The following is a 12,891-nucleotide window of genomic DNA, read 5'->3' on the forward strand; positions in this document are numbered from 1 at the left end:
GGGTTACTCCTCGCGGGTGGTGTCGGTGACAGGATGGTCAGATTGGGCAGCCGCGGTCTGCCGGGGAAGACTGTCGCCGTCGGTAAACAGTCCTGGTGTTTCCTGGACGGGTGCCACCCCGGTGGGGGCGGCAAGGGTGGGATCTTCGCCTGGGGCTAGCTCGGCGGGGGCTATCGCCTGGGCGGTGTCGGTGACCAAGTCAGTTGCCTGCTTCGGTGCGTGGATAGTCTCCACCGGTGGTGTCGGCGGCGGTGCCGCAGGGCTGGTGCCCCGGTCAGGTTTGGTCGCCGGTGTGGCGCTACTAGCGGCAAGACGGCTACCAGTTTCGGTGGAATGTGGTTGGCCGTCCCCGGTATGGTCGCGCCCTGCCCGGGCAAGATGGGCTTGCACACCTGCTTGCAGCAGGGCGGATTCGCTGAGGAGGAAACTGGGCAGATGTTTTGGTCGACCGTCGTGCTCTGGGCTGAGGTGACCTGCATCGGTGAAAAGTTCAATGAGGGTGTAGTTCGCGACAAGCTGCTGAGGCAGCGGGTTGACGGCGTTGACCACCACCGGGAATCGTTCGGCCAGGCGCGCCAGGGTGTTGACCAAAATGATGCGGTCGCTAAATTCGTGCACCTGCTCCAGATCGTCCATAACCAGCATGCCGATCTCGTGGCCGCCGACTGGGGCGAGTGCGAGCGCGATGCGGATCAGATACCGGTCGAGTGCAGAGATTTGGGAAACATAGGCGTCAAGTGGGGGAAGATCACGGTCGCCGAAAATATCTCCGCACAGGCTGCGGTAATAGTCGTCGTCGGCGCGGGTAATCCACCGCAGGAATCCGCTTGACCAGGCGCGATGTTCGGTGATGACGGTTTTCAGTTTCACATCCCGGTCGATGGCGTCAATTTCGTCGACGCCGGCGATCGCGACGCGTTTGCGGATTGCGGAGCGTTTCGTCTCCCCGAGGACGGTGAGTTCCCCTTCGGCGATTTTCATCCGCCCCGAGAGGGTTAACGCCAAGGCGGTTCGCCCGGAGCCGCCGCGCCCGGTGAGAATAGTCAGCCCCACCCCGGGGATTTCCACGTTGAGCGGCCCATAGACCACTCCTTCCCCGCCATAGACTGCGATGCCGTTGGCGACGACTGCCGGCGGAACGTCGGTAGTGGCGCCGTGGTTGGATTGTGCCGCTGCAGGGGTGATTTGTCGGGCAGTGTTGACTGCCCCGACCGGTTCACCGGCGTGGGCGAAGGAGTCGCCAAAGGCGGTGACGTCTGCTGTTTGCTGCGGGAGGTCAGTACGGTCGGCCTTCATGGTGTTCACGCTGCCACTTCACTTTGTTGGTTGCGGTCGATGATGAGCTGGGGTGTGCTGCCGGCAGACACTGTCCGCCGGGGCAGGGCACCGTGGCTGTTAGAAAAAAGGATAGGAATCCAGAAAAAATGTTGGGGGCAACACGGGGCTGTCGCGGTGGGGGATTGGGCGCCGGTGGCACCGCTGAACAATGATCGTGGCCTTGTTGTTGCAGTGGTGCGACGACGAGGCAGTTCAACAGTGCACGCTGCTCGCCCAGGTTGGCGGATCGCGACGGTTGCTGTGTGGCTTAAGCCTAGGCTGGTTTGGCGCTGCGGGAAATAGCAGGTGTGCCAGTTGTGGTGGGCTTCCCGACGTGCATAGTGCTCGGACGGGGCAGCTCACCAGCGTTGCCGGTCTTAGGCGCAGCAAGCGTGGCATGCGATCTGCTGGTCGCAGCATCCGCCACGGCCAGCTGCCCCAAGCTGGGACGACACGTCCCGCCGGAGCGGCGATACAATATCCTAGCCTAACCGGAGGTTGAACTTCCACTTAAGCTTGTTTTCGCTGGTAAACCCCACTTGTTAAGCGATAGCGATGTGGTAGTGTTCCTTCCCAATACGCCTTGTTGTTCCCCCGCAAACCGCCACTGGCAAGGCTTTATCGCTGATCCTCCAAACCCCATCCGGGTGCAGTGGCACGGCAACTCCCGCCACAGCCAACAAGCCCACTAGACTACAACTGTGCTGCTTTCAGATTGTGATATTCGCCAAGCCATCGACACCCAGCAACTGGTCATTGACCCGTTTGATGCGTCGCTGATCCAGCCCTCCAGTATCGATGTGCGGCTCGACCGATATTTCCGGGTGTTCAATAATTCCCGCTATACCCACATTGATCCGCGGGAAAACCAGGCCGAACTTACCTCCCTGGTGGAAGTCCCTGCCGGGGAAGCTTTCGTCCTGCACCCAGGCGAGTTTGTGCTCGGATCAACCTATGAATCCTTCACTTTGCCCGCCCATCTTGCCGGCCGCCTGGAAGGGAAATCCTCCCTGGGACGACTCGGGCTGCTCACCCACTCCACTGCCGGGTTTATCGATCCGGGCTTTACCGGCTACATCACCTTAGAGCTCTCGAACACCGCAAACCTGCCGATTGTGCTCTACCCCGGGATGAAAGTCGGCCAGCTTGCCCTGTTCAACATGACCTCCCCTGCGCAACACCCCTACGGCAGCGACCGGTTGGGCAGCAAATATCAAGGCCAACGCGGCCCCACCCCGTCTAAGGCGTATCTCAACTTTCGCCCCGACAGCGACCGTGACCACACCGGGAACCACTAACAGCCAGCAGCTTATTTATCCATCTCACTGATCACCGCTGCGGCCACCCGCACCGCCGATGTGTGCCTGGTTGTTTGCCGCGGGATGTTGAAAAACCACCACATGTCCACTCCCGTCTGTTGCTTGCTACCGTGAGGGATCCACATGCCACACCAGCGAACCCGGCGCCGATATGGTCGACTTGTTGTTGCAGGATGTTTCACGGCCACGCTGGTTGCCTGCACCAGTGACCCCACCACCGGGGTGGATGCCACTTCATCATCTACCGCTGTGGCGGCCAGTGACGTGCCCGCCACCGGCGACCCGTACACCCCCCGACAGCCGGCGCGGGAACAAGCCACGAAAACGCCGCAACGCACCAATCTTGACCAGCTTGATCCGCGGGTCACCACCAATCCGGACGACGCCGATATTGTGCTTGGCTACTGTGGCGGCAGCGAATTAGCGTTCGTCAACCATCTGTGGGCGATAGTGTTCGCTAACAACGGCTACACGGTGGCCGATCGGGGGCTGATTGGTCCGGTTCGCGCTGACTGTGTCAATGCCCTGCAGGCCGGTGAAATCTCTATCATGCCGGACTATTCCGAAGCGCTCGCCCAATTCTTCTACACCAGGGAACTTGGCCGGGAAGTTCCCCTCGGAGCCACAAATCAGCAATCGATGTCGGCGTTGAAAACAGCACTACCGGCCGGGCTGGCCTTGGGGAAACCAGTGGTCGCCGACACTGCCACTACCGTGTACGCAAACCGGGGTCGTGTCACCCCACTTGCAGTGACATCACTGGCCGACCTGTACCGCTTTGGGGCGATTCGGGTTGTTGTCGGGGCACACACGATCGCCGACAGCCGGAATATCAGTGAACTCTTTAGCGCCTATCAGGCCGGTGATGTGCCACTGTTGGGGGTTGCTGATTCGCCCGTCAGTGATGCTGCCGCCCTGCAGGCTGTGGCGGACGGGGACGCGGATCTTGCGTTTGTGTCGGCGACAACACCGATCCCTGCCGCCCTGCAGCCACAGCTTGTGCAGCTCGGCGACCCGGATCATCGCCTGCCGGCGAGTAAAATTTTGGCATTGATGAGCGGCAAAGCAGTCGACGGTGACGCCCGGGTAGGGATTCGGGCAATCAATAAATTCCTCACCACCGAAGCGTTGGCAACGGTCCAATCCCGCCACGCGGATGGGGAGTCCATTATCCGGCTTGCCCGCGAATTCGCGGCTGCCCACCCGGTTAGCACCACCAACTAGCGAACACTGGGAAGCAGCATCCTTGTTCGCCACAACCATCGCGTGGCATTCCGGTAACACTGCCACCTGCCAGCTTGTTTGCCCTACTTCCCAATCATCCCCGGGTGAGCGGGGGCATTGGCAGTATCCGCCGGCTGCCGGGTCGTCGTCAACGCGGCTATCAATGTGGTCAGGGGAACCGCTAAACACAGCGCCAATGCGCCGATCGCGCTGCGCAGAATCTCCGTGGCCAGCACATCAGAGGTCAACACTTGACTCAATGGCCGACCAGCTGCGGTGAGCAACAGCAGCAGCGGCAATGCCGCCCCGGTATAGCCCAACACTAGCGTGTACATAATCGAAGCAATATGGTCACGCCCCACCCGGATCGCGGCCGTAAACAGCCGCCACGGCCGCGCAGAAGGATCAGCATTCGCCAATTCGTTGACCGTCGACGCCTGCGAGATCGTCACATCGTTGAGCACCCCCAACGAGCCGATAATAAACCCGGCCAGCATCAACCCTTGCACGGTCACATCCGGCAAATATAGTTGGATCAGCAGATTGTCCTCACTGCCCAACCCCCGCAGATGAATCGACTCAATCCCAAACCGTGCCAGCCCGGTGGCACACACCAGCGCCAACAAGGTGCCGGCCAGCGCGGACGATGTTTTCCACGTCACCCCGTGCACAATATAGAGCGCCAAAAACAGGGCGGTCGCCCCACACACCAGCGCCAACAGCAGCGGATCCTCGCCATGCAATAGCCCCGGAAGCAGCACAGTTGCCACAACACCCAGGGTGATGGCTAAGCCAAACAGGGAACGCAACCCCACCAGGCCACCAATACCGGCCACAGCTAAAGCGGTGAGCAGCACCCACATCGTTAACCCGATCGAACGCTGATAGTCGAGGAAGGTGTAGCCTGGTTCCCCTTCCACAGTGGGGGTTTCGCTTAACAGGATGTTCTCCCCGACCTGCAGATCAGGATCGCCGGGGGTGTTCGACACCATCAACAGGGTATGCAGCCCGGCATAGCTGCCGTCGGTCAATTCCACCACCGCCAGCTGGCAGGCATCCGGTGCACCAGGTTCCCCCGGGGCAGGATCAGTCTCGAAGAGTCGACCCACTGACGGCGAAGAACAGGTTCCCGCCTGCCGGGAAATCACGGTGCCGCTTACCGCCTCGTGGGAGAACTGTGAATTACCCTGCAACGCTCCTTCCGTGCGGATTGGGGAATCGTCGGGAAACAGCAGCACCAGCCCCACCCCGGTCAGGATTGCTGCACAGGCCAGCAAACCAGCCAGGATTTTCTGTGCCCGGCTCCACGGGCCGCGGGAAGTGCTGCGCGGCATCTTCGTTCCATCGGGGCGATAGCCGTGTGCTGCTAAATGTGCTGCCGCCGACAGTCCCGCCCCATGGCTGTGCCCCGCATGGGTTTCCTGGGGCTGGCTGTGTACCGGATCTGGTGAGCTTTGCGGAGCTGCGGTGTCGCCCACCGGTGCTGGTGAGGTGTGCGGCGGAGCAATTCCTGCCGCACTGTCTCGCTGATCATCATCGGGGCGTGAATGCCGACCCATAATGCTCCTTACCTCTGCAGATTCTGCAGCGAACATGGTTGTCAAAACCCAGTTGCCACTAGGGATATGTGTCAGTGACCCGCCGTGGACACGGTGCCGGCAAGGACTCTTGTGCGCTCACTATACCGTCGACCCACAGGCCGGGTATTGCCGCAAGCTGGAAGAATACTTACCAGATACTTACCAGCAGCATTACAGTTGCCAGGACCTGTTTGCCCAATGGTCACCCGCCGGCCGCAGGCTGCGGCCGGCTGAAGCAATATCGATCCTGGTGGATGTGGGGGGTGATGGCCGGATTGTCCGCTACCAGCGGGTAAAAGTGGCCAGTTCACTGGGGGTAAGCGGGGCAACCTTCGCCTTGATCGGCGCCTGCAGATGCCAATCACCATCTTGGAAGATCACCGGCACAGTAAACACCCGCGGATGGGTTTGGTCACCAACAGCAAACGCAATCGTCGCCGCATCAGGGGTGAACTCTTGCACCGCAAACCCCAGTGCACTGCCAACATTGTCACCGGCCGGCCACTGAGGCGCATCAGGATTGGCCACCAAACTGATTGCACGTTCCCGCACTTGGCTGTCAGCCACATACATCGCTACCGCCCGGGAAGCAGTCACCCCGCCGGCACCAATCACCTGATACATGCACCAGGCGGCGACCGCCGCCCCCACCGGGGTGCGGGCAAACCCGACCGGCACCCCGTCAATCACATGCAGCGGCCCTTGGCTAGCAGAAAACGCCACATCCCAATTGCCTTGTTGTTTCGCCGCAGGCACCAGCCGCTGCCATTCCACTGCCACCTGTGCCGGTAACGCTAGCGTGCCGTCCGCCTGCAAACCGGTTACTGTCCGCGGATCAGTGGAAAGCAACGCCGAATCAACCACCCCAGGGGCAAGCTGGACGACATCACCACCAGGATGCACTGGCAGCATCACCGGGCGGCCAAGCATATCGTGCACCGTGGTACGCCCCATAGCCTCCCCCGGATAGCGGGTAGTAAACCGTGCCGTTGCCGCGGTGTGCAGTCGCTGCAAATCCGCCGCCAACTGTGCACTGGCCGCATCCCCACCGGATATGACCACATCATCTGCCGGGGACACCGGTGAAACCAGCACCGCCCCATCGCGGGTTGCCGCCCCACCATCAGCCCCACTGGCGGACGCTGCAACACCAGCATCACCCGAACCGGTCACCGCCCCAGCAGCAGCATCACTGGCATCATCGGCCACCTCCTCGTCGGCGGCAAGTGCTGCCTGCACATCACCAATACGCGCCAATTGGCGACCAAGGCCCTCCGGGGCAGGCCGGGCAGTCACATACAAATAGCCCCCAAGCAGCGCTAACAACACCACACATGCCACAACCGTGCCCCGGCTTGGCATCCCCACCCGCAACGAACGCTCCACTTTGGACACACCTTCCGTGCTACTACACAACCATCCACAGCATTAGAGAAATCCACCCATTTGGTGGGAAAACATAGCAAACCACAAGCACCGCTAGTGGCCGCAACTCGGAACGCACACCCTACTGCACCGGTTGGGTGCGTGCTAGCAAACTCAAACGGTGCGACGAACCGGTACGCGCCATCAACTCGGCCATCACCGCCGTAACCTCCCGGGTCGAACACGACAACGCCCGCGCAATTTTGCGATCCGTCAACCCGGCGGCAGCTAATCGAAACACCAACTCTTGCTCACCGGACATCATCACCGACACCGGCGCCGGAAACACTCCCCGCTGTCGATCAGCGCGCGACCACACCGCACACCGGGAAGCAGCCAACATTGCCGCCGGCGGCCACACCAGCCGGGCATGATCCGACACCACCGGCGGAAGCCGCCACACCACAGGAGCATCCACAGCCCCCGCCGCGGAAGCTGACCTATCAGCAGCCACATCGCTTTCCGGCGAAACACCGATCACAATAACCTCCACCCCAAGGCGACGCATCCGCGGCACCTCCACGGTGGCAAGCAACTGTCGCAACTCGCGAGCCCCCGCCGGCTGCGACATCCGATGCGGTGAACACACCCACTGCAACGCGGCCGGCGACAACAACCCATCCGGAATCCCCACCACCACAGTGACCGCCAACCCCAACTCGTCACTAGCTAGCTCCTCCCACAACGGCACCCCACCGTGGCCGCGCACAAACGCATCCACCACCACCCCCGCGGGACGAACCTGCCCAATCATCGCCGGCAGCAACCCCGGACTCCACACCGGCGACACCCCCGAATTTGCCGTTTCACCAGCACAATACCGGCAATCAGCCAACCCGCACGGCGACAGCGAACTCAGCAGATCCCCCACCACCGATCCGCAACACATCACCGGCAAACGCCGTGACGTGGCCGACGATGACGCAGCAACCATCGCTGCATCATCGCCGCCATGCCACAGTCGAGAAAAATTCACCACATATCACCGCACATGATGGGACAAGAAATCCCCCAGCCGATCAATCGCCTCAGACAACACATCCACCCGCGGCAAAAACACCACCCGGAAATGATCCGGCCGATCCCAGTTAAACCCGGTGCCCTGCACCAGCAAAATATGCTGCTGCCGCAGCAACTCCAGCATCAACGCCGAATCATCCGTGATGTCGTAATAATCCAAATCAAGCTTCGGGAAACAGTACAACGCACCCATCGGCTTCACACACGACACCCCCGGGATCTCGTTGAGCTTCTGCCAAGCCAATTCGCGTTGCTCATAGATCCGCCCCGTCTTCGCAGTCAACTGGAAAATAGACTGCTTGCCACCGAGCGCCGCCTGAATCGCATGCTGTGCGGGAACATTCGGACACAGCCGCATCCCCGACAACAAATTCACCCCGGCGACAAACCCCTCCTTCATCCGCTTCGGGCCGGTGACAATCATCCAACCTGCCCGATAGCCACACACCCGATACGCCTTCGACAAGCCATTAAATGTTACCGTCACCAAATCCGGTGCCAACGCCGCCAATGAATAATGCACCGCATCATCAAACAGAATCCGGTCATAAATCTCGTCGGCAAACACCATCAACTCGTGCTCGCGCGCCACCTGCACAATCTTCTTTAAAACATCCTTCGAATACACCGCCCCCGTCGGGTTATTCGGATTAATCACCACAATGGCACGAGTCTTCTCCGACACCTTCGCCCGAATATCTTCGATGTCCGGATTCCACTCATTGTCCTCGTCGCAGCGATAATGCACCGCCTTGCCGCCAGCCAGCGTGGTTGCCGCAGTCCACAGCGGATAATCCGGCATCGGAATGAGTACCTCATCGCCGTCATTGAGCAGCGCCTGACAGCAGATCTGAATAAGCTCAGACACCCCGTTGCCAACCCACACATCCTCGACATCAATATCGGGGAACCCCTCAACCAGCTCATAGCGGGTCACAATGGCACGTCGCGCCGACAAAATACCCTTCGAATTTGAATAGCCTTGCGCATGCGGCAGAGCAGCGATCATATCCCGCATGATCACATCAGGCGCCTCAAACCCAAACACTGCGGGATTCCCCGTGTTCAGCTTCAAGATTTTATGCCCGTCATAGGCGAGTTTCTCTGCCTCTTGGCTAATCGGTCCGCGGATCTCGTATTGCACACCACTGAGCTTGTCGGCCATCGTAAACGCGCGCCGACGGCGACGACGAACCTCACCTGTGGCGGGATCTTTCACCGTCGTGGTAACAATCGGGCCATCCCCAGGGATTTGGGAATCATCAACTGGTTGCACGGTTTCCTGCGAACTCATGGTGCTATCGTGCCACGAATACGGCCGTTGGAAAAGAGAAAAGCGGACGAAACCTGGATACGCCTTGCCCTCACACCAACAAAACCTCAAACAACAGCACCAGCCGGGCAGGGGAACAACGCCGATGAGTGAGCAGTCGGTGATTTGGTGCGGGCGATGCTACCGCCGAACCGACAGCCAACTGTATCGGCGCCACAGAGCCGCCGAATCTGCTGCTTGGGGCGCTAGTCTTCTTGATTCTCTACAGTCTTCTTCGGCTGTGCAGTATCGGATCCAGCATCATCATGACTCACCATCGGCCGTGCACCACCGGGGGCTAGAGGCCGTGTGCCACCGGGTGCCTTCGGTTTGGCAGTACCAGGAGTTACTGGTGCGGCTTTACCAGGGGCTAGTGGTGCAACAGGGGCAGCGTTACCTGGAACAACCGGGGCAGCCTTGCCAGGAGCCACAGGTGTGGCCTTTCCCGGGGTAACTGGTTGTGACGCCGATGAAGCCACCGGCGACACACCACCAGGAGCAGGAGGTGTGGCTCCGCCCGGGGCGGAGGGACGAACCCCGCCAGGTGCCAAAACTGGTGTACCACTTGGCGAAGAAGGTTGAACCCCACCCGGCGGTTTCGGTGCAGCCGACCCAGGAGGCGTTGGTTGTGCCCGACCGGGTGTCGGCGGGGTAACGCCCCCCGGGGTGACCGGCTGTGCAACAGAAGAAACTGCAGGTTGTGCAGCACCCGGCGCAGGGCGCGCGCTACCTGGTGCACTTGGTTGTGCAGGGGTAACAGTCGTTGCCTCAGTAGGAGCGCCACTACCAGGGGTAGGCCGTGCACCACCAGGGGCAAGGGGTGCTATACCACCGCCAGCAGGCATTGGGGTGTTACCGCCAGCAGAAGCAGTTTGTGGAGCAGCGTTCCCTGCCAGTGCGCCACCCGGTGCAGGAGGGGTAACTCCGCCGGGCGCGCCGGGTAGCCCAGCTGTCGCAGGTGTTCCCCCTGGTCGTGGGGTTGACACACCGCCCGGTGGAGGCGGAGTTGCAGTACCTGGACGTGGTGGAACACTGCCGGGCGCAGGCGGCTGGGCACTACCTGGAATAGCTGCACCTGGTGCTAAATCCTGCGGCGACTGCCGCGGTGCAACAGGTTGCGACTCTACTGGTTGTGCCTCTGGCTGCTGCGAAACAGCTGCTTGGCCGGTTTGGTTAGCGGTTTGCCCGCTCCGCTCCGGGAGAGTCGGATCAGTCACCGGGTCGGTGTTTCGTTTCGGAACAATCGACAGTTGTGTCCGTGCAGGATCAACAAATGCTTTCGGGAGTGCTTCCGGCAAACGCCCATCAGTACTGATTGCATCGCGAAGCATCACCGCCACATCCGCGACATTTGGCGCCGCTGATTGCGGATCACCGGTCGCCGAGTCGACAGCGTGTTGCGCTTTCACCCCGGATGAAAGCATGACATGGCAAAACGGGCAGCCAACTGCCACGGTCGCCGCGCCGGTATCGATCGCTTCTGCAGCACGCGCATCCGCAATTCGGGTCCCCAAATGTTCTTCCATAAACATCCGGGCACCACCGGCGCCACAACAAAATCCAGTGTTTTTGTTTCGGGGCATTTCGGTGAGGGAAGCCCCTGTTGCCTCCACAAGTTCCCGCGGCGGGTCAAACACTTTATTGTGGCGCCCAAGGAAGCACGGATCGTGGAAGGTTACCGGTTTGCGTTGATCCGGGGTACGCGGAATCGGCACCAGTCGTTTGTCGCGCACCAGACGATTTAACAGTTGGGTGTGATGGAAGACGTCATAGTTACCGTCAAACTCAGGGTATTCGTTGCGCAGCGTGTTAAAACAGTGCGGGCAGGACGTAATAATTTTTCGTCCACCACGGGCAACACCGTCGAACACGTCGTTGAGGGTAGCGATGTTGTCGTTTGCCAACATTTGGAATAGCAGCTCATTGCCAGCGCGCCGCGCCGGATCCCCGGTGCAGCGTTCCCCGTCGCCGAGCACCGCAAATTTGACCCCGGCAACGTGGAGACATTCCACGATTGCCATCGTCGTTTTTTGCCCTTGCTCATCAAACGCACCGGCACAGCCCACCCAGAACAAATATTCACAGTCGCTAAAATCGGTGACATCCTCGCCGAAAATCGGCACTTCCAAGCCTTGTTCACGGGCTTTGTCCACCCAAGTGCGGCGTTCTTTCGCTGCCCGCCCCCACGGGTTGGCTTTTCGTTCCAGGTTGGTGAACATGCCGGTCAGTTCGCTGGGGAAGTCACTTTCGACGAGCACACTGTAGCGGCGCAGATTGGTGACATGGTCAAGATGCTCAATATCGACTGGGCATTGCTCCACACAGGCGCCACAGTTCGTGCAGGAAAACAGCACGTCCTGGGTGATTGCGCCGCCTTCGCCGGCGAGTTTTAACACATCAACACCAGCATGGCTGTCGTCGTATTCCAGCGCTGAGGGATCGATCCAAGCGGGGAACGTTCCCATCGCACCGTCACGCAGGTCGGTGATGACTTTTTTCGGCGAAAGCGGTTTGCCCGTGTTCCAGGCAGGACAAAGTTCCTGGCAACGTCCACATTCGGTACATGCTGTGGTGTCGAGCAACATTTTCCAAGATGCGTCGGTGATAAACCCGGTTCCCAGTGTTGCCGGGGAATCTTCCAGTTCATCGAAGTGAATGGGTTTGCCGGAATCATCGACCAGCGGGGCGAGGGCACCCAGTGCTTTGCGGCCATCAGCATGGGTGCGGAAGAAGATAGTGAAAAACGCGGTGAAGCGGTGCCATGCCACCCCCCAGGTGAGCTGGCGGCCGACAATAGCTAGCCACACCAACCCGGAAAGGAGTTTGATCAGTGCAAACACACTGACGAGTTCAGGGGAGGCGGGCAGGAGTTTCGCCAGCTGCATGGTGACAAAGTCAGTGGCAAGATGCGGCTGATAGTTCGGGTAGGTGGCAATTTTTGCGGCTTTCACCAGCAGCATGCCGGCACCTTCGATAAACACCACCGCTTCGACGAAATATGCGGCACGTGCGTTGGAGCCGTAAAACCTGCTTAGGCGCTGTTTACCGGCAGCGGTTTGGCGGATAATGATCAAGGTAATGATGCCAACAACGGTGCCGATCCCCAACAGTTCGTCGCAGAGGTGATACCAGGGTTGGGTGGAGATCCAAGGCCAGCCGCCCGCCGGATTGAAGGTTTGAATATAGGCTTCAAACCACAACACAAACCCCAGCAGGAACCCGACCATGACACACCAGTGGGCGACGGCGACGAGTGGTTTCCGGGCAAGCTGGGTGTGGCCGACGACTTGTTTGAGTACTTCGGCAGCCCGGCGAACCGGCCGACTGGTGCGTTCCGGCAGCGGTTTACCGGCACGAACAAACCGCACCAGGGTTGCAACACCACGGAGGAAGATAGCCCAGGCGGGAATTGAAAGCAGCAGGCCAACTATCCCAACGATGAAGGAGAAGTCGGCAGCTAGTCCGGTGGATCCCATGAAAATCCTCTGTTCAGCAACGGGGCGGTTTGTGTTTGGCTGGTATCCCAGTCCGATTCCGGTGGCATAGCGGGTGATCGGTCTTTTTCTTCACGCATCCTATGTCCCTGGCGTGCGGACACAACCCGTTGAGTATATGGCACGGCTGTGGGGATGCTGACGCAGATGGCTGGCGCCAGCCGATGACACGACTCGTGAAACACCTGCACCGTTTAACC

At 60.2% G+C, this 12,891-nt stretch carries 7 protein-coding genes and 1 pseudogene; 2 read left to right on the top strand and 6 right to left on the bottom strand.

Translation table 11 applies throughout. From position 1 onward, the window contains the following. Nucleotides 1–3: 3 nt before the first annotated feature. A complete protein-coding gene (locus CCHOA_RS00835) occupies nt 4–1,305 on the bottom strand; it encodes an ATP-binding cassette domain-containing protein (protein WP_123925810.1) in 1,302 nt (433 codons plus the stop codon). A gap of 713 nt (nt 1,306–2,018) precedes the next feature. On the opposite strand from CCHOA_RS00835, the gene dcd reads away from it, so the two are divergent. Beyond that, nucleotides 2,019–2,615 (top strand): dCTP deaminase, encoded by a 597-nt coding sequence (gene dcd / locus CCHOA_RS00840; protein ID WP_123925812.1) that lies wholly within the window; start codon nt 2,019–2,021, stop codon nt 2,613–2,615. Between the two features lie 144 nt (nt 2,616–2,759). Next, a complete protein-coding gene (locus tag CCHOA_RS00845; RefSeq protein WP_123925814.1) occupies nt 2,760–3,860 on the top strand; it encodes a glycine betaine ABC transporter substrate-binding protein in 1,101 nt (366 codons plus the stop codon). An 83-nt stretch (nt 3,861–3,943) separates the two neighbouring features. Here the strand turns inward: CCHOA_RS00845 and CCHOA_RS00850 are convergent, their stop codons facing one another. The 5 genes and pseudogenes from CCHOA_RS00850 to CCHOA_RS00870 form a co-directional block, all read right to left on the bottom strand. Continuing rightward, nucleotides 3,944–5,419 carry a YibE/F family protein gene (locus CCHOA_RS00850; RefSeq protein ID WP_245992157.1) on the bottom strand — a complete coding sequence of 492 codons (1,476 nt, stop codon included), beginning with the start codon at nt 5,417–5,419 and terminating at the stop codon, nt 3,944–3,946. A 303-nt stretch (nt 5,420–5,722) separates the two neighbouring features. After that, nucleotides 5,723–6,826, bottom strand: coding sequence for a DUF8175 domain-containg protein (locus CCHOA_RS00855; RefSeq protein WP_123925816.1), 1,104 nt, complete (start codon nt 6,824–6,826; stop codon nt 5,723–5,725). 121 nt (nt 6,827–6,947) lie between these two features. Further along, complete coding sequence (locus CCHOA_RS00860) at nt 6,948–7,841, bottom strand: helix-turn-helix transcriptional regulator (protein ID WP_123925818.1); 894 nt, start codon at nt 7,839–7,841, stop codon at nt 6,948–6,950. A gap of 6 nt (nt 7,842–7,847) precedes the next feature. After that, complete coding sequence (locus tag CCHOA_RS00865; RefSeq protein ID WP_245992209.1) at nt 7,848–9,050, bottom strand: pyridoxal phosphate-dependent aminotransferase; 1,203 nt, start codon at nt 9,048–9,050, stop codon at nt 7,848–7,850. Nucleotides 9,051–10,105: 1,055 nt separating this feature from the next. Continuing rightward, nucleotides 10,106–12,679 (bottom strand): annotated as a pseudogene (locus CCHOA_RS00870) ((Fe-S)-binding protein); the annotation flags it as partial. Nucleotides 12,680–12,891 lie beyond the last annotated feature (212 nt).

Origin of the sequence: Corynebacterium choanae (genome assembly GCF_003813965.1) — a bacterium.
In the GTDB taxonomy this organism is placed as follows: Bacteria; Actinomycetota; Actinomycetes; order Mycobacteriales; family Mycobacteriaceae; genus Corynebacterium; species Corynebacterium choanae.

Excerpts from the sequence above, each read along its gene's own strand:
- CCHOA_RS00850 (WP_245992157.1), bottom strand. The coding sequence starts at position 5,419 with ATGGGTCGGCATTCACGCCCCGATGATGATCAGCGAGACAGTGCGGCA.
- CCHOA_RS00845 (WP_123925814.1), top strand. The coding sequence starts at position 2,760 with ATGCCACACCAGCGAACCCGGCGCCGATATGGTCGACTTGTTGTTGCA.
- CCHOA_RS00865 (WP_245992209.1), bottom strand. The coding sequence starts at position 9,050 with ATGGCCGACAAGCTCAGTGGTGTGCAATACGAGATCCGCGGACCGATT.